The organism is Streptomyces sp. NPDC039423, assembly GCF_055598725.1.
Window position 1 is genome coordinate 206,463 of record NZ_JBVKAH010000001.1, and the last position, 21,348, is coordinate 227,810.

Below are 21,348 nucleotides of genomic sequence, written 5' to 3' on the forward strand. Positions count from 1 at the left end.
GTCCGCCCGCTGCGCCGTCCCTGCTGGCGGTCGTGGGCGGGGGGCGAGCTCAGCGAGGCCCGCGGCTGCGCCGACTCTGGTAGTACGCCAGGGCGGCGAGCAGGTCGTCGAACGGGGCGGCCAGGTCCCGGGCGTGCGCGCGGCACGCCCAGACATCCCGGCCGTTCCGTACGGCGACGACGCGCACGTGCTCCCTCGAGCCACAGTGGGCGCATGGGGCGGTCACCGTCCGGACTCCGGGGCGGTCGGTTCCTCGTCCAGTGCCTGCACCCCGCGCGCGGTGGCGCACCGGCAGTGCGCGTACAGCGGACAGCCGGGCCCCGACGTCTTCTCCAGCACCTGCACGCACACGTCGGCGCCCGGGTGCGAGCAGTAGACGCAGTCCTTCACCGAGCCCTGTCGGTGAGCGCCGTACACCGACAGGGTGTTCGGGCCGGCGCCACCCTGTACGCACGCCGCGTCGTTGAGGCGCGCGATGCTGACGGGTCCGTCCACCACCACTCGGCTATCGCTCATGGACTGATGTTGTCCCGGTCGCATGGGCGCAAGTACCCCTCGGTGGGGTACCTCTCAGATCGCGTGGCACCACTCGGCGAACGCGGTCACCGCCGGCGCCGCCCCCCGCCGCAGCCGTCGCAAGGTGGCGACGTCATGGCGCACCCACGGGTGTTCACGGGTGTGCAGCGGCGCGATGCGCCGTGCGGCGGTCAGGGACTCGAATGCGTCACCGGGTCTGCCGGCCCAGAGCTGCGCGCGGGCGAGCTCGATGTGGAAGCCGCTGCGCCGCTCGGCGGGCATGTCGGCCGACGGTCTCCACACGCGAGCGACGGCCAGTGCCTCGCCGATGTGGTCGCCGCCGAGGCTCACAGCGACGGCCACGTGATGGACGCGCACCGAGTCAGGGCCGAACGCGGTTCCGGAGTAGAGCGCCTCCGGGGCGAGCCCGGCGAGTCGCCCGGCCTCGGCGAGGTGCGCCCGGGCCGCTGCGGCGTCGTCGGCGCGCGCGGCGATGACGGCCGCGCGCATGTGCAGCGCGCCGCGGGCGGCCGCCGTCCCCGGGGTGGTCGGTGCGGGTGCCCGGTCGATGGCGGTTTCGAGCGCTGTCAGTCCAGCGCGGTGCGCACGGGCGGCGAAGAAGATTTCGGTGCGTACGTAGGCGACGGCGGCCGCGACGAGGGGGTCGCCGCTCCGCGTGGCCGCCCACCTCATCAGTTCGACGAGCCGTGCCGAGAGGTCCCGGGCACCGTACTTGTACGCGGCGGCGTCGACGCTGCGGTACGCGGACACCAGCAGGGTCGCCACCCGCTCTCTTTCCGCGCCGCCGGCCGTATGTAACGCGCGTGCGAGTTCCGGCAGTAGGGCCGGCGCGGAAAGCGCGAGGCGCTTGTACTGGGCGGCGAGGCGCCATGCGGTCCACTGCTGTACATCGCTCACCAGCAGGGGCAGGGGGCGCACGGGGCCGTCCCTGGGGATGTCGTACACCGCGATGGCACCGGAGATTGCCGGGAGAGCATCACGTACAGCGCACGGCGCGGTGGCGTCGCCGAGGAGCCGGGGTACGTCGATGCCGAGGGCGTCAGCCAGGGCTTCGAGCATCGTCCCGCTCGCGGCCCGCTCGCCCTGCTCGATCTTCCGTACGGTTCCCAGCGCGACGCCCGCGCGTTCGGCGAGCTGCCGCTGCGTCATCCGGGGCCGGGCGATGCCGCGGAAATACGCCACGCGCCGCCCAAGCTCGCGGTCGACGGTCACGCCGAGTCCCGGATGATGGCGAGGAGATCGTGCAGGCTGTCGATGCTGTGGTCGGCCGCGGCTCGCACCGCCGGGTCGTCCGCCCACAGATGCCCCCAAGGGCCACGGCGTAGGTGCGCGGTCAGCAGACCGGCGGCGCGGGCCGGGTGGACGTCATTGCTGGGGTGATCGCCCACGTACAGCGTCTCGTGGGGCGGAGCTTTGCCGGCGTCGAGGACACGTGCGAAGAACTCGCCGTCGGGCTTGGCGCATCGCCATTCGTCCGAGGTGGCGATCAGATCGGCCGGCAGATCGAGGTCGCGCAGCAGGTCGCCCGCGCGGCGGGTCTGGTTGCCGGCGATGACGACGCGCACTCCCGCGTCGCGGAGCGCGGCGAGGGCGGGGCGGACGTCCGGGTAGAGGTCGGTTTCGTCAAGGTGCTCGCCGCGGCCGGCTGCCTCCCGGGCGCGGTACTCGGCGGCGAGGTCGATGCCGGGGCGCAGCAGCCGGATGGCGTCGGCGTTGTCCCGGCCCTGTGCGACGACGGCGCCGACGAGTGCCGCGAGGGTGTGGCGGGGGGCGTCGAGCCAGTCGGCCCACGATGCCCAGTACCGGTCGTCACGTACGAGGGTCTCGCCGATGTCCAGGGCTACCGCTCGAATCATGGGACCAGCGTAGGGGTGGCGGGGGCACGTCGGTGGGGTGCGGTCCGAGACGGTCCGCGACCGCTTGGCCGAGCATGACGGACGAGGCCGGGTGGCGGCGGGACTCCCGTGGGAGATCGGCGCTCGGCGATGGAACATTAAATATCTGCGCCACGCAGTGAATGTGTCGTACAGTGGAGGCATGACGAAGGAATCCTTTCGGCCCGTGGTGGCCGTTACCGGAGCGACCGGTGCCCAGGGCGGCGCGGCCGCCCGCTCGCTGCTCGACCAGGGCTTCGAGGTCCGCGCCCTGACCCGCGATCCCGACTCGGCCGCCGCCAAGGCGCTGCGGGTCCTCGGCGCCGAGGTGCTCGCCGCCGACTTCGACGACCGCGAGTCGCTGGAGGCCGCCCTGAAGGGCGCCGACAGGTTGTTCGCGATGTCCACGCCGTTCGGCTCCGACCCGGAGACCGAAGTCCGGCAGGGCATCGGCCTGCTGGAGGCCGCCCGCGGCATCGGGCACATCGTGTTCACCTCGGCCGCGCACGCCGACCGGGACACGGGCATCCCGCACTTCGACAGCAAGTACCGCATCGAGCGGCACCTGCGCGGGCTGGGTGTGCCGTGGACGATCCTCGGTCCGGCCGCGTTCATGGACAACTACACGGTCGAGTGGTCGCTGGAAGGTCTGCGTGAAGGCCGATTCGTCCTGCCGATGCCGGCCGACCGGCCGCTGACACTGATTCCCGCGCGGGACATCGGAGCCTTCGCCGCCCATGTGCTCGCGCGGCCCGAGGAGTTCGCGGGCCGGCGCATCGACATCGCCTCCGACGAGCTGACCTGTCCCGAGATCGCGGAGGCGCTGACCGGGGTGTGCGGCAGGCCGATCGTCTTCGAGCGGCTGCCGATCGCCCGCGTCGAGGCGTTCTCCGCCGATCTCGCCGCGATGTTCCGGTACTTCACCGAGGTCGGCCTCGACGTGGACGTGGACGCGCTGCGGCGCGACTTTCCGGAGATCGGCTGGCAGCGCTTCGGCGCCTGGGCGGCCGAGCGCACCTGGCCGGTCGACTGAGCGCACGTGGCCGGCACGTGGCTCGCCTCGGGCCGGTAGCGGTTCATGCGGGCGCTCGGCCGGGGATTCCGGCCGAGCGCCTCGCGCGGGCGGCCGTTGAGCTCGGGCGTGGCGGCCTGGTTCGCCTTGCCCGCCCGGGTGGGCAAGGGATCGGTACGGGCACGCTCGAGGCGGCCGTCAGCGGCAAGATCGGCTTCGATGGGGCCGGCAAGCAGCGCACCGCCTCAAGGTGCCGTACCGCCATGCCCGCCCCGCCGGCTTCCGTGCCCGCTGGGGATGCGCACCTCGCGGTGATGGTCCTCGCGCGTCCATGCGTCGGTTCCTGTGAGCCGGTTCACACGGCGGGTCGCGGAATCGGTGCCTGGCGTTGCGAACACGACGAAGGGCTGACCTGTTTTCACAGGTCAGCCCTTCGTCGTTCAGGGTGAGTAACGGGACTCGAACCCGCGACATCCTGGACCACAACCAGGTGCTCTACCAGCTGAGCTATACCCACCACGACCGGTCTTTTTCCCGACCGGCCGAGAAAAAGTGTACAGGGTCCGAGAGGGTGCTCGCTCCCGCCTTTCGGGCGGGCGGGTTACTCGGGCAGGACGTGGCGCGCGGCGATGCGCTTGGCGGTGTCGGAGTCCGGGCCGGGCTGCGGGACGAAGATCGCCTCGCGGTAGTAGCGCAGCTCGGCGATGGACTCGCGGATGTCGGCGAGCGCGCGGTGGTTGCCGGCCTTCTCCGGACTGTTGAAGTACGCCCTCGGGTACCAGCGGCGAGCCAGCTCCTTGACCGAGGAGACATCGACGATCCGGTAGTGGAGGTAGTCCTCCAGCGTCGGCATGTCGCGCAGCAGGAACCCGCGGTCGGTGGAGACCGAGTTCCCGCACAGCGGGGCCTTGCCGGGTTCCTTGACGTGCTCGCGCACATAGGCGAGGACCTGCTCCTCGGCGTCGGCGAGGGTCGTGCCGGCGGCGAGCTCGTCCAGGAGGCCGGAGGCGGTGTGCATCTGGCGCACCACGTCCGGCATGGTCTCCAGCGCCGCGTCCGGCGGGCGGATCACGATGTCCACCCCTTGACCGAGTACGTTCAGTTCCGAGTCGGTGACCAGCGCGGCCACCTCGATGAGTGCGTCGTCCGTCAGCGAGAGCCCGGTCATCTCGCAGTCGATCCACACCATGCGATCGTTCATGCGTCCTACCTTAGAGGGGCGGCCGCCCGGGGGACGCGCCTCGTACGGGCGCCCCCGGGCGGCCGCCCCTCTCAAAAGGCGGTACGCCGTGTTCGTGACGTGGTCGCTACGGTGCGCTGCGCTGGCCCGGCAGGGCCGCCCTGCCGCCGAACGCGTCCGCGTGCGGCTTGCCGTGCTCCGCCGGGACGGCGGACGTCGCCGACGGGCCGGTCGCGGCGGAGGCCGCGGCCGCCCGCCTCGCCGCCGACGCCACCTGGGACGGCACCAGCGACTCCACGACGGCCGGCGGCCCCGACGGACCCGACGGGTCGCTCTGGGGACGACGGGCCCGGTAGGCGGCCCGGTACGCGGCGGGCGACGAGCCGAGCTGGCGGCGGAAGTGCCCGCGCAGCGCGACGGGGGAGCGGAAGCCGCAGCGGCCCGCCACCTCGTCGACCGAGTAGTCCGACGTCTCCAGCAGCCGCTGGGCCTGGAGCACCCGCTGCGTGATCAGCCACTGGAGCGGGGCCGACCCGGTGAGCGAGCGGAAGCGCCGGTCGAACGTCCGCCTGCTCATGTACGCGCGGGCCGCGAGCGTCTCCACGTCGAACTGCTCGTGGAGGTGTTCCAGCGCCCACGCGACGACCTCGGCCAGTGGGTCGGCGCCGATCTCCTCCGGCAGCGACCTGTCGAGGTACCGCTCCTGCCCGCCGCTGCGCCGGGGCGGCACGACGAGCCGGCGGGCCAGTGCCCCGGCCGCCTCGGTGCCGTGGTCCGTGCGCACGATGTGCAGGCAGAGGTCGATGCCGGCCGCCGTTCCGGCGGAGGTCAGTACGTCTCCGTCGTCGACGAACAGCTCCCGCGGGTCCACGTGGACCGACGGGTAGCGCTTGGCGAGCGTCGGCGCGTACATCCAGTGCGTGGTGGCGGGCCGCCCGTCGAGTAAACCGGCGGCCGCGAGCACGAACGCCCCGGTGCACAGGCCGACGATGCGGGCCCCTTCCTCGTGCGCGCGGCGCAGCGCGTCGAGCGCCTCGGCCGGTGGCGGCGAGGTGATCGACCGCCAGGCCGGTACGACGACGGTGCCGGCCCGGCTGATGGCCTCCAGCCCGTACGGCGCGCTGAGTTCGAGTCCGCCGGTGGTCCGCAGCGGTCCGTCCTCTCCCGCGCAGACGAGCAGCCTGTAGCGCGGAACTCCGGCGTCCTGGCGGTCAATCCCGAACACCGAAAGTGGAATCGAACTCTCGAAGATGGGGCCGCCGCTGAACAGCAGTACTGCGACGACCTCGCGGCGGCGCCGTCCGGACAGTTTGCGTCCGGTCTCCGGTGCGGCGGAGTCCTGGCTCATGACGCTAAGCCCCCCTCGGTGTTCGCGTCTCCTAGGTCCTGTCGCTCCTGCACGTTTCCCCTCGGTTTTGCACGAGTCCCCAGTCTTCGATAGTCATGATCGAATCTACTGTGTCCCGTGGCGCCGGAGTGACAAGTTCCGCATCCGGCACTATGTCGACAAGGCAACTTGGCGCGAAGCATTCGATCACGAAGCGTTCCACTCGCGGGGCCCGCAGGGAAGTGCGCCTCACGCGCATGGCCCATCCGCGTAGGGTGCGAGCCGCCCTCGCGGTCCTTTCTTTCCTGGTGACAAGGGGGTTGGCAGGCCATTCTGGCAAGGAATGGCCAGGTCGCCGAAGTTGGCTGAAAACATACGGGTGCGGATGTGCGAACACGTCAGTCTCCGGACGTGCGCCTCCCGTCGTGACGGCCTCCGCGGTACGCCCCGGCCCCGGATCGTGAGTGCCGGCCGCCCCGCTGTGGGACGGTCCGCCGCCGGTTCTCCTCGGCCGCCCGTTCCGAGCGGCGCAGCAGCATCCGGCACGCGGCGGTCACGGCGGCCAGCCCCACGGCGGTGCCCGCCGAGCCCCCGACGGAGGTGCCGTACACCAGGAGCACCACCGGTACCAGGGCGCAGCTGAAGGCGGCCCAGCGCACCACGTCGCTCGCCGACTCGGACGCGGAGGACGGGGCGGGCGCGGGCGGGCGTACGGGCACGGATGCTCCCTCGGGCTGCGGTATGACCGGTCGGACCGAGTGGCCAACGACAACCGGCCGCCCCGGTCACTGCCCCCGGCGCCCGGATGGCGGGCCCCGGGGCGGCCCGGCCGGGGTCGCTCGCCGGTACGCGGAGGCCGGGGATGCGCGGGCGCGGGCCGGCGCGCAGGGGCGCACAGGGGCGCGGACGGGCTCCACCGGGTACCGGTCGGTCGGCATGATAAACGCCCCTGTCGAGCCCCCCGGAAGGTTCCGGCCGCGCGCCCCTCCCGCTGCCGGGCCCCCGGCAGGTCGCCGTTCCCGCACGTGAGCGGCCGGGCCGGAGGCGAGGGGTGCGCGACGGGGCGAGGACGGTGCGATGGAGGCGAGGGCGGTGGGGTCGGGGGCCGGGGCCGGGCCGGTGGCATGGCGGCCGGGGCGGTGGCGCGGTGGCGGTCGGGGTACGGCGGGTGGGCCCGCACCGGCGCGGGGGGCAGCCGCCCCCGGCTGCCGCCCCGGCTCCCGCCCCGGCGCACCCGGGCGGGCGCGGCGGGGGCGGACGGCTGTAAGGGGCATCCGGCATTGCCATACCGGGCGGGCTCGTGCATGCTCCCTGGAACGCCGTGTGACCGCCGCGGCAGGGTGGCGGGCACTGGGCAGTGGAGGAGTGTCGCCGTACCCTTGGGGGTATGGGGTGGGGAAGAGGTTTCCCGGACAGAGCTCCCCCGCGAACCGTCGTACCCCTGCTCCCTCCCAAGAGGACCTTCTTCGCCGAGACACCGATGGCCGGTCACGAAATCCCTGAACCCGCGGACCGCAGGCAGGTCGCCGACTCCCCGGTCGACCCCCTCGCGGCGGACGAGACACGCCACTCCTGCGATCCCGCGTTCCGGCACGGAGTGGTCGTCGGCTTCGACGGCTCGACCTCCAGCGAGCGGGCGCTCGCGTACGCCATCGGCATGGCCCGGCGCTCCGGCTCCGGCCTGATCATCGTGCACGTGGCGAACCGGCTGCCCACCACCGTCTGGGCCGGCTGCGAGCCGCCCGTCTTCGTCGACGTGCCCGACCACCGCACCGAGGTGCTCGGCCTGGAGCTGGCCTGCGCGGACTACCTCTCCGAGGTGCCGTGGATCCTCGTGGAGCGCGGCGGTGACATCTGCCACGAGCTGGAGGAGGTCGGCCGGGAGTACTCGGCCGACGCCATCGTGGTCGGCTCGACGCACGGCCTCGTCGGCCGTGTCTTCGGCTCGGTCGCCGGACGGCTGGCGCGGCGGGCCCAGCGGCCGGTCGTCGTCATCCCCTAGTCCGCAGTCCGCAGTCCACAGTCCACAGTCGGCAGTCCGCCGTACCCCCCGGACCCCTTCGCCCCTCAGGCCCCCTTCGTACCTCGGGCCCCCTTCGTACCTCGGCTCCGCCGTTGGTCCGCGGCTCCGCCGTCTTCCGGCGGTGATACGGCGTCAAATCCCCTTGCGCCAGGCCGGATAAAGGCCCTCGGGAGGTGGATTGCGCGCTTGTGAAGGGTATATCCGGAGGGCTGGGAAGCAGTACGACCGCACATGAGCTTGAAGGGAGCCCGCCGTGGACAACGACGTCTCCGCGGGAAGCGCCGGAAGCACCGGCTCCACCGCCTCCACTCTCGGCCACCTCGCACTCGGCCTGACGCTGCTGGCGTTCGGCATCGGCGGCGCCGGTGTGATCGACGGCGTCACGGCCGCGGACGCCGCGGCACTGGCGACCTGGGTCGGCGGAGTCGCCCTGTTCGCCGCCGGACTGTTCGCCCTGCGCGAGGGCGACGGCCGCACCGGCACCGCCTTCGCGGGCCTCGGCGCCTTCTGGTTCGCCTGGGGCACCGGCGTGGGTGCCGGGACCTCGGCGAAGGCCGGCGGGCTGTTCCTGGTCCTGTGGGCGCTGCTGGCGCTGAGCATGACGGCGGCCGCCTCCGGCGGCGGGCCGCTCGGGCAGGGCGTGTACGGGCTGCTGACCGTCTCCCTGCTGCTCTCCGGCATCGGCGCCTTCGCCGACGCCTCCGTGCTCGGGCGGATCGGCGGCTGGACCGCCGCGGTCGCGGGTCTCGCCGCCTGGTACGGCGCCACCGCGTCGCTGGCGAAGTGGCCGACGTTCGCGGGGCGCGCCGCGGGCCGGGGTGTGACGGCCACCGGCTGAAGCGGCCACAGGGGCCGGTGCGGGGGCGGCACCGGCCGTACGGAAAGGGGCGACCCCCGGCGCGTTGGTGGCACGCGCCGGGGGTCGCCCGCGTCCGGGACTACTCCACGGTGACGGACTTGGCCAGGTTGCGCGGCTTGTCGATGTCCCGGCCCAGGGCCAGGGCCGTGTGGTAGGCGAGGAGCTGGAGCGGGATGCCCATGAGGATCGGGTCCAGCTCGTCCTCGTTCTTCGGGACGATGATCGTGTGGTCGGCCTTCTCCTGCTCCTGGTGCGCGACCGCGAGGATCCTGCCGCTGCGGGCCTTGATCTCCTCCATCGCGGCCCGGTTCTTCTCCAGCAGGGAGTCGCTCGGGACGATCGCGACGGTCGGCATGGCCGGCTCGATGAGCGCCAGCGGGCCGTGCTTGAGCTCGGAGGCGGGGTACGCCTCGGCGTGGATGTAGGAGATCTCCTTGAGCTTCAGGGAGGCCTCCAGGGCGACCGGGTAGCCACGGACGCGGCCGATGAACATCATCGACTTGGCGTCGGCGTACTCGGCGGCGAGCTTCTTGATGTCCTCCTCGCCCTGGAGGATCTCCTGGATCTGCGCGGGCAGCTTGCGCAGGCCCTCGATGATCCGCTTGCCGTCGGCGACCGACAGGTCGCGGATGCGGCCCAGGTGCAGGGCGAGCAGCGCGAAGGCGACGACCGTGTTGGTGAAGCACTTGGTGGACACCACGCAGACCTCCGGGCCGGCGTGCACGTACACGCCGCCGTCGGCCTCGCGGGCGATGGCGGAGCCCACCACGTTCACGACGCCCAGGACGCGGGCGCCCTTGCGCTTCAGCTCCTGCACGGCGGCCAGCACGTCGTACGTCTCGCCGGACTGCGAGACGGCGATGTACAGGGTGTCGGGGTCCACGACCGGGTTGCGGTAGCGGAACTCGGAGGCCGGCTCGGAGTCGGCCGGGATGCGGGCCAGGCCCTCGATCAGCGAGGCGCCGATCAGGCCGGCGTGGTACGAGGTGCCGCAGCCGAGGATCTTCACCCGGCGGATGCCCCGGGCCTCGCGGGCGTCCAGGTTGAGGCCGCCGAGGTGGACGGTGGAGAACTTGTCGTCGATGCGGCCGCGCAGGACGCGGTCGACGGCGTCGGGCTGCTCCGAGATCTCCTTGTGCATGTACGTGTCGTGGCCGCCCATGTCGAACGAGGCGGCCTCCCACTCCACGGTCTCGGGCGTGGCGGTGGTCAGCGTGCCCGACGTGGTGTAGGTGCGGAACTCGTCGGCCTTGAGGGTGGCCATCTCGCCGTCGTCGAGGGTGACGATCTGGCGGGTGTGGGCGATCAGCGCGGCGATGTCGGAGGCGACGAGCATCTCCTTCTCGCCGATGCCGAGGACGACCGGGGAGCCGTTGCGGGCGACGACGATGCGGTCGTTGAAGTCGGCGTGCATGACGGCGATGCCGTACGTGCCCTCGACGACCTTGAGCGCCTCGCGGACCTTCTCCTCCAGGGTCTCGGCCTGGGAGCGGGCGATCAGGTGGGTGAGGACCTCGGTGTCGGTCTCCGAGGCGAAGACCACGCCCTCCGCCTCCAGCTTGGCGCGCAGCTCGAGGGCGTTGTCCACGATGCCGTTGTGGACGACCGCGACCTTGTTCTCGGGGTCCATGTGCGGGTGCGAGTTCACATCGCTGGGGGCACCGTGGGTGGCCCAGCGGGTGTGGGCGATGCCGGTGGTGCCGGTGAAGCGCTTGGGGACACGGGCCTCCAGGTCACGGACCCGGCCCTTGGCCTTGACCATCTTCAGACCGGTGGACTTCGGGCTGGTGATCACCATGCCCGCCGAGTCGTACCCCCGGTACTCCAGCCGTGCCAGACCCTCCAGCAGCAGCGGAGCCACGTCACGCTTACCGATGTAACCGACGATTCCGCACATAAAGTGTTGCCCCTCCGAATGATTGCGGGTGTGTGCCCGGTCCCGGGCGCTCTCAGCCGTAGACGATGCGGCGCAGCTGCCGGAGCGAGAGCTCCGGTGGCGCCACGGCGCGGTGCGGCAGTTCGGCCGCGATGCGCTCGAAGATCGTGGAGTTCACCTCGCCGCCGGACTGGAGCTCGCGGTGGCGGCGGCGGACGAACTCCTCCGTCGTCTCGTCGAAGTACGCCAGCACGTCGAGCACCACCCGGGCGGCCTCACCGCGCTGGAGCGCGGTGCTGCGGACCAGGTGGTCGATGAGGTCGTCGTGCGACGGGCGGTGTTCGAGCACTCGTAGATATTGAAGGACGGGCATACGGATGGCAACATTCCTGCCCGATATCGGGCAGGCTGTTGTCCTTTTTGGTCAGAGTTGCTTGAGAACGGCCTGTTTGGCGGCGGTGAACTCCTCCTCGGTGAGGACGCCGGTCCGGTGCAGATCGCCCAGCTCCCGCAGCCGCCGCAGCAGGACGTCATGGTCGGCGGCGGCCGTCGGTTCCGCCGCCGGCGCCGCCGGCACCGCCGGGGCGTTCGGGTGCGGCAGCCGGGCCACCACGGCCGCCCCGGCCAGCGCCATCAGCGGGTCCTTGCGGAAGCCGAACAGCTCCACGGCGTGCGGGTCGTACTTGGGCGCCGGGAGGGAGGCCGCCGTCCCGGCCCCCACCCGGAAGCGCAGGTAGCCGTTCTCCAGCCCCGAGGCCGGCAGCCACTCCACGCCCCGCACGTCGGCCAGGGCCAGGGTGCGGTCGCCAGCGGAGGACTTGGACTCCTCCGTCTTCCAGTTCCACTCCAGCCGGACGCGCTCCCCGTCGAAGGTCACCGTGCCGTCCCCCGCGCCCACGGTGATCGGCAGGGCGGGACCGGGGAGCAGGTACGTGTCCACCGGACCGGTCCCCACCTGCTCCAGCAGCAGCGCGTGCCGCACCTCGTCCACGAAGTACTCCGCCACTCCGCTGCGGTCGTTGGCCACCGCCAGCCGGTACGGGTCGGACCCCTCCGGCAGCCTGCCCCCGGCGACCTGGAGCAGGGGATCGGCGCCGTCCCGCAGCCGCAGCCGCAGGCGCCCCGCCTTCTTGCCCGGTTCGAACGAGATCCCGGCCAGTGCCTCCAGGGGCACCACGACTTCGCCGAGCGTCCGGCGCAGCAGACCCACGCTCTTGTCGCCGCCCGGCACGACGCGTATGACGTCCCCGTCGAAACTCCAGGTCCCGTCCTTCTGGATGATTTCCGTCATGCCGAGGATTCTGGCACCGCGCGACGACGACCCGTCCCGAGGGCACCCGGTACCGGCCCGGGAGGCCGCCCCGGAAACGGTCCGCGCCTTGACCGGCACCGGGGCGCGCGGTACGGATGGGGACCGTTACGTTGCACCGGCCCCACAGTCGCGACGCCCCGTGAAGGGATCCAGCCTGTGAGAGTGAGACAGCACGCGACGTCCTCCCGCCTCCGCCTCCTCGGCCCGCTGCTGCTCGTGATCGCCACCGGGATCGCCGGGACCGGCGCCGCGCCCGGCGGGGCCCCGCCCGGCGAGGCCCCCGCCGCACCCGCCGCCGCGCCCGGCGTGCGGCCGCTCGGCGACGTCGTGCCCGTGCCCGCCTCCGTACGCCCCGGCGGCGGCCCGTACACCCTCACCGCCCGCACCCGGATCCGGGTGGACGCGGGCGCGGCCGGCGCCCGCCGTGTCGCGACCTACCTCGCCGAGGTGCTGCGGCCCTCGACCGGCTACGCCCTGCCGGTCACCGACGACGGCACCGGCGGCATCCGGCTGCGGCTCAGCGGCCGCGAGACCGCGCTCGGCGACGAGGGCTACCGGCTGGAGTCCGGCCCGAGGGGCGTCACCCTCACCGCCCGCGAGCCCGCCGGGCTCTTCCACGGCGTCCAGACGCTGCGCCAGCAGTTCCCCGCCGCCGTGGAGAAGGACACCCGGCAACCCGGCCCCTGGCAGGTGGCGGGCGGCACGATCACCGACACCCCCCGCTACGGCTACCGGGGCGCGATGCTCGACGTGTCCCGGCACTTCTTCACGGTCGGGCAGGTGAAGCGCTATATCGACAACCTGGCCCTGTACAAGATCAACAAGCTGCACCTGCACCTCAGCGACGACCAGGGCTGGCGCATCGCCATCGACTCCTGGCCGCGCCTGGCCCGACACGGCGGCTCCACCCAGGTCGGCGGCGGGCCGGGCGGCCACTACACCAAGGACCAGTACCGCGACATCGTCGCGTACGCCGCCTCGCGCCACCTGGAGGTCGTGCCCGAGATCGACATGCCCGGCCACACCAACGCCGCGCTCGCCTCGTACGCGGAGCTCAACTGCGACGGCGTCGCCCCGCCCCTCTACACGGGCACCGAGGTCGGCTTCAGCAGCCTGTGCGTGGGCAAGGACGTCACGTACGACTTCGTCGACGACGTCGTCCGCGAGCTGGCCGCCCTCACTCCCGGCCGGTACCTCCACATCGGCGGCGACGAGGCGCACTCCACCGGCCACGAGGACTACGTCGCCTTCATGGACCGGGTCCAGGCGGTCGTCGCCGCGTACGGCAAGACCGTCATCGGCTGGCACCAGCTCACCGGCGCACGTCCCGCCGACGGCGCCCTCGCCCAGTACTGGGGCCTGGACGGCACGTCCGGTGCCGAGAAGGCACGGGTGGCGAGCGCCGCGCGCAACGGCACCGGGCTGGTCCTGTCGCCCGCCGACCGGCTCTACCTGGACATGAAGTACACCAAGGACACCCCGCTCGGCCTGTCCTGGGCCGGGTACGTGGAGGTGCGGCGGGCCTACGACTGGGACCCGGGCTCCTACCTGCCGGGCGTCCCCGCGGCCGCCGTCAGGGGCGTCGAGGCGCCGCTGTGGACGGAGACCCTCTCCACCGACGCCCACCTCGACACGATGGCCTTCCCCCGGCTGCTCGGGGCGGCGGAGCTGGGCTGGTCCCCGGCCGCCTCGCACGACTGGGAGGCGTACCGGCAGCGGCTCGCGGGCCAGGGCCCGCGCCTGGAGGCGCTGGGCGTCGGCTTCCACCGGTCGCCGCAGGTGCCGTGGCGGACCCGGTGAAAAAGCCGGGGCGCCGGACGGAGGACCGTACTCCGTCCGGCGCCCCGGCCGGCCCGTGGGTCACGCGAAACGCGCGATCGGGTTCACCAGCGTGCCCATGAACTGGAGCGCGCCGGAGGGGTCCGCCAGGTCCACCATCTGCTTGTTGTTGCGGAGCTGGAGGCGGTTGAGGCAGGAGAGCGCGAACTCCCCGGCGAACATGTCGTACTGCGCGAACTTGTCCGCCAGCTCGGGCTTGGACTCCTGGTAGGACCTGACGCACTCGGCGACCGTCCGCCAGAAGTCGTCCTCGTCCAGGACCCCCTCGGCGGCGAGCGTCGCGCCCAGGAAGCGGAAGAAGCAGTCGAAGACGTCCGTGAAGACGGACAGCAGCTTGGTGTCCTCGGGCACGTCCACCCGGATGCGCTCCACGGCCGGCGGCAGCACCGCGTCCGGGTCCATCACCGCGATCTCCTCGGCGATGTCCTTGAAGATCGCGCGCCGGACCGCACCGTCCTCGATCACCAGGATCACGTTCTCGCCGTGCGGCATCCACACCAGGTCGTAGGCGTAGAAGGTGTGCAGGATCGGCAGCAGGTACGCGTCCAGGTAGCGGCGCAGCCACTCGGTGGGCGCCAGCCCCGACTCGGCGATCAGCGCGCCGGCGAACGACGCGCCCTCGTGGTCGGTGTGCAGCAGCGACGCCATGGTGGCGAGGCGCTGGCCGTCCTCGATCGTCGGCACCGGGCTCTCGCGCCACAGCGCGGCGAGCATCTTGCGGTACGGGGAGTACCGGTCGGTGGCGGCCTCGTACTCCAGGTGGCGGTAACCGACCGCGGCCCGCTCGCGGATGATCGAGAAGCGGGCCGCCTTCAGGACGTCGTCGCCGTCGATCAGGTTCGCCAGCCAGTCGTTGATGGCCGGGGTGGCCTCCATGTAGGCGGCGGAGAGGCCGCGCATGAAGCCCATGTTGAGGACCGAGATGGCCGTCTTGACGTAGTGCTTGGCCGGGTCGTCGGTGTTGAAGAACGTCCGGATCGACTGCTGCGCCAGGTAGCGGTCGTCGCCCTCGCCGAGGAACACCAGCCGCCGCTGGGCGATCTCGGCGGCGAAGGTGACGGACAGCTTGTTCCACCACTGCCAGGGGTGCACCGGCACCAGGAGGTAGTCGGCGAAGTCCAGGCCGAGGCCGGCCAGGGTCTTCGCGAAGCCGTCGACGGCCGCGTCGCCCAGCTCGGCGCGGATGAAGCCGTCGTAGTCGATGCCCGCGCCCGCGGTGAAGGTGGTGCGGTCGCGGTGGGCGGCCAGCCAGATGAGCCGCAGCGGGTTCGCCGCCTCCGGCGCGTACGCGTGGTACTCGTCGATGCCGAAGCCGAGCCGCCCGTTGTTGGCGACGAAGCACGGGTGGCCCTCGGTCATGCCCGTCTCGACGTCCTGGAAACCGGCCTTCGCCAGCTCGGCGGCCGGCACCGGCGGCTTGGCCGACTTGTACGCCGTACCGGAGAGGGTGGAGGAGATCTCCTCCAGGTAGACCGGGAGGATCTCGTCGCTCAGGCCCAGGGAGCCGCGCAGCTCGATGATGAACCGCAGCGCGTCGAGCGGCAGTTCCTCCCCGCCCTGGTGGCGGCTGATGGAGCCGGCGTCCACCTGCCAGTGGTCGAGGGCGAACCGCTCGGCGGTGAAGCGGTACTCGGTCGTGCCGTCGTCGCTGAGCACGCGGTAGCGGTCCTCGCCCAGGGGCTCGGGGGTGAGCAGCCGCTCGTGGGCGAACTCGGCGAGGCCCTTGCGGACCAGGAGGCGGTTGGCGTGCGCCCAGCGCTCGGGGGTGAGGTGGGCGACGGGGTCCATGGGGTGGGCGGCGCTCATCGGGCGGCCCCCACGGCGGCGCGGAACTGCTCCCGGGTGCAGAAGCTCAGGTAGGCGTCCTTCTCCGGCTTGGCGATCCGCTCGGCTATCTCGAAGCCGACGGCCGCGTTCAGCGCGTGGACGGCCGTGTTGCGGACGTCGGGCTCGACGACGACCCGTGCGGTCGCCGGGTCCCGGAACAGCTCCTCCATCACGGCGGTGATCACGGCGCGGGTGAAGCCGTGGACGGGGGTGTCGGTCGGGGCGACCAGGAAGTGCATGCCCACGTCGCCGGGGCGCGCCTCGTACAGCCCGACCAGCTCCGCCTTCGCCGGGTCGTACCGCTCCATGAGGAACGCGGGCTCACCGTCGCGCAGGCCGATGAAGGCGTCGTGGTGCTCGTCGGCCGCGATGGCCATGTACTCGCGCTCGACGTCGGCGACGGTGTGGTTCTGCATCATCCAGAACCCGGCCTTGGGGTGGGTGACCCAGGAGTGGACCAGCTCGCCGTCCACGAGCGGGTCGAGCGGGCGGAAGGTGAAGGTCCCGACGGCGGTGGCGGTACCGGTGGTGCTGGTGGTGCTCATACTGCGAACTCCTGGAACGCGATGGACTTCTCGACGGGGTAGTACTCGGAGCCCAGCAGCTCACCGATGATGTACGCGTTGCGGTAGGCGCCCATGCCCAGGTCGGGACTGGTGATCGAGTGGGTGTGCACACCGGCGTTCTGGAGGAAGATGCCCCGGCCGGTGGTGTCGATGGAGTAGTTGCGGGCGACGTCGAAGCGGCCCTGGCCGTCCCAGCGGATCCGGTCGCGCACGGGCTCCAGGAACGCGGGGGTCACGTACTTGTAGCCGGTGGCCAGGACCAGGCCCTCGGTCTCGATCTCGAAGTCCTTGCCCTGCTCCTCCTGGCGGAGGCCGAGCGTGTACGTGCCGTTCTCGTACGTCGCGCTGTTGAGCGACGCGTTCGTGAGCAGCCGTGTGGGGACGGGGCCGCCGAGGTTCTTCTGGTACAGCAGGTCGAAGATCGCGTCGATCAGCTCGCCGTCGATGCCCTTGAACAGGCCCTTCTGCTGGGTCTCCAGGCGGTAGCGGGTGGCCTCGGGGAGGGCGTGGAAGTAGTCCACGTACTCCGGAGAGGTCATCTCCAGCGTGAGCTTGGTGTACTCCAGCGGGAAGAAGCGGGGGGAGCGGGTGACCCAGTTGAGGCGGTAGCCGTGGACGTCGATCTCGCTCAGCAGGTCGTAGTAGATCTCGGCGGCGCTCTGGCCGCTGCCCACGAGGGTGATCGACTTCTTCTTCTGGAGCGCTTCCTTGTTCGGCAGGTAGCGCGAGTTGTGGAGGAAGTCGCCCTCCAGCCCCTCGCAGGCCTCCGGGATGTACGGCGGGGTGCCGGTGCCCAGGACGAGGTGGCGGGCGCGGAAGGTGTCGCCGGCGGTCGTGCGGACCGCGTACAGCTCCTCGGCGGCGTCGTACTCGACCGTCTCGACCGTGGTGTTGTAGCGGACGCTGCTCAGCTTGCCGGCGGCCCAGCGGCAGTAGTCGTTGTACTCGGTCCGCAGCGGGTAGAAGTTCTCGCGGATGTAGAACGAGTAGAGCCGGCCGTTCTCCTTGAGGTACTGGAGGAACGAGTACGGCGACGTCGGGTCGGCGAGGGTGACCAGGTCCGACATGAACGGCGTCTGGAGGTGGGCGCCCTCCAGGAACATCCCGGAGTGCCACTCGAATCCGGGCTTGGACTCGAGGAAGAGGCCGTCGAGCTCCTCGATCGGCTCGGTCAGGCAGGCGAGACCGAGGTTGAACGGACCCAGTCCGATACCGATGAAATCGTGGACGTCACGAGGCGTGGACAAGGTTTTCTCCAAGGTACTGCTCGGCGTGGCCGGCGATCAGGTCGAGGACGGCGGTGATGTCGTGCACGGTCGTCTCGGGGTTGAGCAGGGTGAACTTCAGGTACTGGCGGCCGTCCACCTTCGTACCGGCGACGACCGCCTCGCCCGACGCGAACAGCGCCTTGCGGGCGTGGAGGTTGGCGCGGTCGATCTCCGTGGGGGAGGTGACGGCGGCCGGGATGTAGCGGAAGACCAGGGTGGACAGCGACGGCCGGACGACCACGTCGTAGCGCGGGTCGGCGGCGAGCACGTCCCAGCCGGCGGCGGCCAGATCGCACACCTCGTCGAAGAGCTGCCCGACGCCGTCGGCGCCCATGACGCGCAGGGTCATCCACAGCTTGAGCGCGTCGAAGCGGCGGGTGGTCTGGAGCGACTTGTCGACCTGGTTCGGGATCCGCTCCTCCACCGTGCGCCGGGGGTTGAGGTAGTCCGCGTGGTAGGTGGCGTGCCGCAGCGTGGCGCCGTCACGGACCAGCACGGCGGAGGAACTCACCGGCTGGAAGAAGGACTTGTGGTAGTCGACGGTGACGGAGTCGGCCCGCTCGATGCCGTCGAGGAGGTGACGGCGGGTGGGGGAGGCGAGCAGTCCGCAGCCGTAGGCGGCGTCGACGTGCATCCAGGCGCCGTACTGGCCGGCGAGCTCGGCGATCTCCGGGAGCGGGTCGATGGAGCCGAAGTCGGTGGTGCCGGCGGTGGCGACGATCGCCATCGGGGTGAGCCCCTGGGCGGCGCACAGCTCCAGCTCGGCGGCGAGGGCGACGGACTGCATCCGCTTGTCGCGGTCGGTGGGGACGGCGATCACGGCGTCCGGGGACAGGCCGAGGAGTTTGGCCGACTTCTGGACGCTGAAGTGGCTGCACTCGGAGGAGAAGATGCGCAGTTTCGCCAGGTCGTCCGTCTTGGCCTCCTCACGGGCCAGGAGCAGTGCCTGGAGGTTGGACTGGGTGCCGCCGCTGGTGAACACGCCGTCGGCGGCCGGCCCGAGGCCGATGCGGCCGGTGGTCCAGTCGATCAGCTTGCGCTCGATGAGGGTGCCGCCGGCGCTCTGGTCCCAGGTGTCCAGCGAGGAGTTGACGGCCGAGAGGACGGCCTCGCCGAGGACGGCGGGGATGACGACCGGGCAGTTGAGGTGGCCCAGGTAGCGCGGGTGGTGGAAGTAGACCGCGTCGCGGAGGTAGACCTGCTCCAGCTCGTCGAGGGCGGCGGAGGCGTCGCCGAGCGGCTTGTCGAGGTCGACGGCGGAGACGAGGGGCGCCAGCTCGTCCGGCGTGACGCCGGTGAACGGCCGCCGGGTGGAGGCGAGCCGGTTCGCCACCCGCTCCACTCCTTCGGTGACGGAACGCCGGTACTGATCGGCTGTCGCGTCATTGAGCAGGTGCGAGCGCATGCGGTTGTCCTCCCGGGTACGGGGACTTGAACGGCCCTCAGGGGACAGGAAGGGGGTTGAGGCGCCGTGGCGTAAGTAAGGTTAGCCTAACCTAATTTGAAACCGCAACGGACCCAGGTGCCTCACCAGCCCCGTACGGCACGGCCGTTGCTCCCGACCTTCCGCCGTACCACCGCCGTCGCGGGGCGACGGCGCGCCGGGTCCCGGGGCCGGGGTGCCCGCGGTACAGGCGGGCACGGACGTCCGGGCGGCCCCGTGGCGCGGTGCCACGGGGCCGTTCCGGACGGGTGCTCCGGCCGACGGACCGCGGGATCGCGGTACCGCGGCCGTCACGGTCGCCGGTGGACCGCTCCTGTGCCCGCCCTCCGGGCGGACGGCGCCGGTTCCGGCGTACTGCCTAGGACTCGTCCTCGGTCGTGTCGGGGACCTCGCGAAGGGCGTCCTCGCTCAGGCCCTTGCGCCAGTAGCCGACGAAGGTGACCCGCCGGCGGTCGATGCCGCGCTCGTTGACCAGGTGCCGGCGCAGCGCCTTCACCGAGCCGGCCTCGCCCGCGATCCAGGCGTACGGGGCCGAGCCCGACAGCTCGGCGGCCCGTACCGCGTCGACCGCGGCGGGCGCGCCCTCCTCCCGGACCAGCCAGGTGACGGTCGCGTCCGCCTCCGTGGCGAGCTCCAGGCGGTCGGCGGTGTACGGGACTTCGAGCCACACCCGCGCCCTCGTCCCAGCCGGCAGCTCCTCCAGGATCGCCGAGGCGGCGGGCAGCGCCGTCTCGTCGCCCCAGATCAGCACCTCGTCGGCGTCCTCCGGCAGCCGGAAGCGCACACCGGTGTTGTCGGCCGCCGTCGGCCCGAGGACGACCACCCGGTCCCCCGGTGCCGCTCCGGCGGCCCAGCGGCAGGCCGGCCCGCCGTCCTCGTGCAGGGCGAAGTCGATGTCCACCTCGGCGCCCCCGTCACCGGCCGTGCGCTGCCCGCGCACGGTGTACGAGCGCATCACCGCCCGTACGTCGTCGGGCATGGCCCGCCACGCGCCGAGCGCGCCGTACAGGTCCCCGTCCACCACCGGCGGCATCACCGGCTGGGGCTGGCCCGGGTGGGGCAGGAACAGCGACAGGCTCTGGTCGCGGCCGCCGGAGACGAAACCTTTCAGCTCCTCGCCGCCGGCCCCGGTGAACGTGACCCGCACCAGCGACGGGCCGAGCCGCCGCGTCCGCGCCACCTGGAGGGAGAAGAAGGCGAACACCGGGTCAGGCCACCTTCTTGGCGTTCTGGATCGCCTTGGCGAGGTCCTCCAGCAGGACGGCGCACTTGTCGTAGGAGTAGATCGGCTCGGTGAAGCGCGGGACGACCTGGCCGGCCTTGACGGCGGGCAGTCGCGTCCAGGTCGGCTTGGACTTCAGGTCGGCCGGCTGGATGGCCTGGCTGCGGTTGTCCATCATGATGATGTCGGCCGGGTACTTGTCGAGGTTCTCCCAGCTCAGTTCCTCGAAGTAGCCCTGCGCGTTGACCTTCGGCTTCACGAACTTCACGCCCAGCTCCTCGAAGTACGCGGTGTCCGCGGACATCTTGGCGAGCGAGACGTAGAACAGCTCGGCGCTCGCCGAACCGATCATCACGCGGATCTCGGGCCGCGACTTGGCGGCGGCGCGCAGCGCGGCGGCGGCCTTCTCGAAGCGGGCCTTGGCGTCGACCGTCTTCTTGTCCTTCAGGTCCGCGCCCAGCGACTCGGCCAGCTCGGCGTGGCGCGCCAGGGCCTTCGGCATCGTGGTGTTGGCGGCCCACAGCGCGACGGTCGGCGCCAGCTTGACGATCTTGTCGTGGGACTGCGGGGGCAGGTACCACAGGACGTCCTTGTCCCACATCGCCGAGACCAGCAGCTCGGGCTCGAGCTTCAGGTACTCCTCGATGTTGAAGGTGCCCCAGACGTTGCCGAGGTTCTTCACCTTGGTGACGTCGAGGTCGCCGGCCTGGATGTCGGCCTTCTCCTTGCCCGTCTTCGGGTCCTTGACGGTCGTCGGACCGAAAACACCCTTGACCTCGATGCCGTAGTCGTACAGCGCGGCGGCGGTACCGATGAAGGCGACGATGTTCTTCGGGGTGGACTTCAGCTCCACCGCCTTGTTGCGGTCGTCCGTGAACTTCCAGGGGCCGGACTTCCCCTCGGCCTTGGCCGAGCCCTTGTCGTCTTTTCCGCCACCGCACGCGACGAGCGCGGCGCCGAGCCCGACGGCGCCGCCAGCGGCGAGCAGACCGCGACGGGTGAGGGAGGTGGCTCGGGCGTTGCTGGACATGGCGGAGTCGCTTTCGTACGGCCGTATTCGGCCACTGGGCAAGTTCGAGGGTAGGTTAGCCTAACCTCACGCGATGTCCAGAGGGTGCCCCCGTGTGGGATGGAGCACGCGACCGGAGGCCGGACGCGGCGAGGCCGCCGTCACCGGGTGAC

The 21,348-nt window shown here is 71.8% G+C and carries 20 protein-coding genes and 1 tRNA gene; 4 read left to right on the forward strand and 17 right to left on the reverse strand.

Translation table 11 applies throughout. The features are described from left to right. Positions 1-49: 49 nt before the first annotated feature. From ACZ7LK_RS00935 to ACZ7LK_RS00950, 4 genes are read right to left on the reverse strand one after another with little or no spacing between them, the layout of a single operon-like run. The gene (locus tag ACZ7LK_RS00935) at positions 50-187 is read right to left on the reverse strand and encodes a hypothetical protein (RefSeq protein WP_471137770.1); all 138 of its coding nucleotides are present in this window, start codon (positions 185-187) and stop codon (positions 50-52) included. Positions 188-222: 35 nt separating this feature from the next. Next, complete coding sequence (locus ACZ7LK_RS00940; RefSeq protein WP_471137772.1) at positions 223-516, reverse strand: hypothetical protein; 294 nt, start codon at positions 514-516, stop codon at positions 223-225. Positions 517-570: 54 nt separating this feature from the next. Beyond that, complete coding sequence (locus ACZ7LK_RS00945; RefSeq protein WP_471137774.1) at positions 571-1,749, reverse strand: helix-turn-helix domain-containing protein; 1,179 nt, start codon at positions 1,747-1,749, stop codon at positions 571-573. Beyond that, positions 1,746-2,393, reverse strand: a complete 648-nt coding sequence (locus ACZ7LK_RS00950) for an HAD family hydrolase (RefSeq protein WP_471137776.1) — start codon at positions 2,391-2,393, stop codon at positions 1,746-1,748. The genes ACZ7LK_RS00945 and ACZ7LK_RS00950 overlap by 4 nt, the downstream gene beginning before the upstream one ends. A 181-nt stretch (positions 2,394-2,574) precedes the next feature. Between ACZ7LK_RS00950 and ACZ7LK_RS00955 the strand changes: the two genes are divergently transcribed. After that, positions 2,575-3,444 carry an NmrA/HSCARG family protein gene (locus tag ACZ7LK_RS00955; RefSeq protein WP_392274541.1) on the forward strand — a complete coding sequence of 290 codons (870 nt, stop codon included), beginning with the start codon at positions 2,575-2,577 and terminating at the stop codon, positions 3,442-3,444. A gap of 423 nt (positions 3,445-3,867) precedes the next feature. Here the strand turns inward: ACZ7LK_RS00955 and ACZ7LK_RS00960 are convergent. From ACZ7LK_RS00960 to ACZ7LK_RS00975, 4 genes are all read right to left on the reverse strand, one after another. Continuing rightward, a tRNA-His gene (locus ACZ7LK_RS00960) sits at positions 3,868-3,940 on the reverse strand. 84 nt (positions 3,941-4,024) lie between these two features. Then, positions 4,025-4,624, reverse strand: a complete 600-nt coding sequence (gene orn, locus ACZ7LK_RS00965; protein WP_392274610.1) for an oligoribonuclease — start codon at positions 4,622-4,624, stop codon at positions 4,025-4,027. Positions 4,625-4,730: 106 nt separating this feature from the next. Further along, positions 4,731-5,951 (reverse strand): helix-turn-helix domain-containing protein, encoded by a 1,221-nt coding sequence (locus tag ACZ7LK_RS00970; protein WP_392274611.1) that lies wholly within the window; start codon positions 5,949-5,951, stop codon positions 4,731-4,733. Between the two features lie 377 nt (positions 5,952-6,328). After that, on the reverse strand, positions 6,329-6,649 hold the full coding sequence (locus ACZ7LK_RS00975) for a hypothetical protein (RefSeq protein ID WP_469465140.1): 321 nt from the start codon (positions 6,647-6,649) through the stop codon (positions 6,329-6,331). 761 nt (positions 6,650-7,410) lie between these two features. On the opposite strand from ACZ7LK_RS00975, the gene ACZ7LK_RS00980 reads away from it, so the two are divergent. Both ACZ7LK_RS00980 and ACZ7LK_RS00985 read left to right on the forward strand, forming a co-directional pair. Continuing rightward, positions 7,411-7,932 (forward strand): universal stress protein, encoded by a 522-nt coding sequence (locus ACZ7LK_RS00980; protein WP_392274613.1) that lies wholly within the window; start codon positions 7,411-7,413, stop codon positions 7,930-7,932. A 274-nt stretch (positions 7,933-8,206) separates the two neighbouring features. Then, the gene (locus tag ACZ7LK_RS00985; RefSeq protein WP_392274614.1) at positions 8,207-8,791 is read left to right on the forward strand and encodes a GPR1/FUN34/YaaH family transporter; all 585 of its coding nucleotides are present in this window, start codon (positions 8,207-8,209) and stop codon (positions 8,789-8,791) included. A gap of 100 nt (positions 8,792-8,891) precedes the next feature. Here ACZ7LK_RS00985 and glmS read toward each other — a convergent pair whose 3' ends face one another. From glmS to ACZ7LK_RS01000, 3 genes are all read right to left on the reverse strand, one after another. Next, positions 8,892-10,709 carry a glutamine--fructose-6-phosphate transaminase (isomerizing) gene (glmS, locus tag ACZ7LK_RS00990; RefSeq protein ID WP_392274615.1) on the reverse strand — a complete coding sequence of 606 codons (1,818 nt, stop codon included), beginning with the start codon at positions 10,707-10,709 and terminating at the stop codon, positions 8,892-8,894. 52 nt (positions 10,710-10,761) lie between these two features. Next, positions 10,762-11,037: a hypothetical protein gene (locus tag ACZ7LK_RS00995; RefSeq protein ID WP_392274616.1), complete on the reverse strand. Its 276-nt coding sequence runs from the start codon at positions 11,035-11,037 to the stop codon at positions 10,762-10,764. Positions 11,038-11,112: 75 nt separating this feature from the next. Further along, positions 11,113-11,979: a DUF4429 domain-containing protein gene (locus tag ACZ7LK_RS01000; RefSeq protein WP_392274617.1), complete on the reverse strand. Its 867-nt coding sequence runs from the start codon at positions 11,977-11,979 to the stop codon at positions 11,113-11,115. A gap of 183 nt (positions 11,980-12,162) precedes the next feature. Between ACZ7LK_RS01000 and ACZ7LK_RS01005 the strand changes: the two genes are divergently transcribed. Then, positions 12,163-13,800 (forward strand): beta-N-acetylhexosaminidase, encoded by a 1,638-nt coding sequence (locus ACZ7LK_RS01005; protein WP_469465139.1) that lies wholly within the window; start codon positions 12,163-12,165, stop codon positions 13,798-13,800. 60 nt (positions 13,801-13,860) lie between these two features. Here the strand turns inward: ACZ7LK_RS01005 and ACZ7LK_RS01010 are convergent, their stop codons facing one another. The 6 genes from ACZ7LK_RS01010 to ACZ7LK_RS01035 all read right to left on the reverse strand — a co-directional run bounded on the left by ACZ7LK_RS01010 (position 13,861) and on the right by ACZ7LK_RS01035 (position 21,196). After that, positions 13,861-15,645, reverse strand: a complete 1,785-nt coding sequence (locus ACZ7LK_RS01010; RefSeq protein ID WP_469465138.1) for an IucA/IucC family protein — start codon at positions 15,643-15,645, stop codon at positions 13,861-13,863. Then, positions 15,642-16,211 carry a GNAT family N-acetyltransferase gene (locus tag ACZ7LK_RS01015; protein WP_392274620.1) on the reverse strand — a complete coding sequence of 190 codons (570 nt, stop codon included), beginning with the start codon at positions 16,209-16,211 and terminating at the stop codon, positions 15,642-15,644. Before ACZ7LK_RS01015 ends, ACZ7LK_RS01010 begins: the two co-directional genes overlap by 4 nt. Then, complete coding sequence (locus tag ACZ7LK_RS01020) at positions 16,208-17,479, reverse strand: lysine N(6)-hydroxylase/L-ornithine N(5)-oxygenase family protein (RefSeq protein WP_392274621.1); 1,272 nt, start codon at positions 17,477-17,479, stop codon at positions 16,208-16,210. The genes ACZ7LK_RS01015 and ACZ7LK_RS01020 overlap by 4 nt, the downstream gene beginning before the upstream one ends. Further along, positions 17,463-18,905 (reverse strand): pyridoxal phosphate-dependent decarboxylase family protein, encoded by a 1,443-nt coding sequence (locus ACZ7LK_RS01025; RefSeq protein WP_392274622.1) that lies wholly within the window; start codon positions 18,903-18,905, stop codon positions 17,463-17,465. Before ACZ7LK_RS01025 ends, ACZ7LK_RS01020 begins: the two co-directional genes overlap by 17 nt. 397 nt (positions 18,906-19,302) lie before the next feature. Further along, positions 19,303-20,148, reverse strand: coding sequence for a siderophore-interacting protein (locus ACZ7LK_RS01030; RefSeq protein WP_471137783.1), 846 nt, complete (start codon positions 20,146-20,148; stop codon positions 19,303-19,305). 4 nt (positions 20,149-20,152) lie between these two features. After that, positions 20,153-21,196 (reverse strand): ABC transporter substrate-binding protein, encoded by a 1,044-nt coding sequence (locus ACZ7LK_RS01035; protein WP_392274624.1) that lies wholly within the window; start codon positions 21,194-21,196, stop codon positions 20,153-20,155. Positions 21,197-21,348: the final 152 nt, after the last annotated feature.

Coding starts and splice junctions, on each gene's coding strand:
- ACZ7LK_RS00970 (WP_392274611.1), bottom strand. CDS start 5,951: ATGAGCCAGGACTCCGCCGCACCGGAGACCGGACGCAAACTGTCCGGA.
- ACZ7LK_RS01025 (WP_392274622.1), bottom strand. CDS start 18,905: ATGCGCTCGCACCTGCTCAATGACGCGACAGCCGATCAGTACCGGCGT.
- ACZ7LK_RS00980 (WP_392274613.1), top strand. CDS start 7,411: ATGGCCGGTCACGAAATCCCTGAACCCGCGGACCGCAGGCAGGTCGCC.
- ACZ7LK_RS01000 (WP_392274617.1), bottom strand. CDS start 11,979: ATGACGGAAATCATCCAGAAGGACGGGACCTGGAGTTTCGACGGGGAC.
- ACZ7LK_RS00950 (WP_471137776.1), bottom strand. CDS start 2,393: ATGATTCGAGCGGTAGCCCTGGACATCGGCGAGACCCTCGTACGTGAC.
- ACZ7LK_RS00940 (WP_471137772.1), bottom strand. CDS start 516: ATGAGCGATAGCCGAGTGGTGGTGGACGGACCCGTCAGCATCGCGCGC.
- ACZ7LK_RS01015 (WP_392274620.1), bottom strand. CDS start 16,211: ATGAGCACCACCAGCACCACCGGTACCGCCACCGCCGTCGGGACCTTC.
- ACZ7LK_RS01035 (WP_392274624.1), bottom strand. CDS start 21,196: ATGTCCAGCAACGCCCGAGCCACCTCCCTCACCCGTCGCGGTCTGCTC.
- orn (WP_392274610.1), bottom strand. CDS start 4,624: ATGAACGATCGCATGGTGTGGATCGACTGCGAGATGACCGGGCTCTCG.
- ACZ7LK_RS01010 (WP_469465138.1), bottom strand. CDS start 15,645: ATGAGCGCCGCCCACCCCATGGACCCCGTCGCCCACCTCACCCCCGAG.
- ACZ7LK_RS00955 (WP_392274541.1), top strand. CDS start 2,575: ATGACGAAGGAATCCTTTCGGCCCGTGGTGGCCGTTACCGGAGCGACC.
- glmS (WP_392274615.1), bottom strand. CDS start 10,709: ATGTGCGGAATCGTCGGTTACATCGGTAAGCGTGACGTGGCTCCGCTG.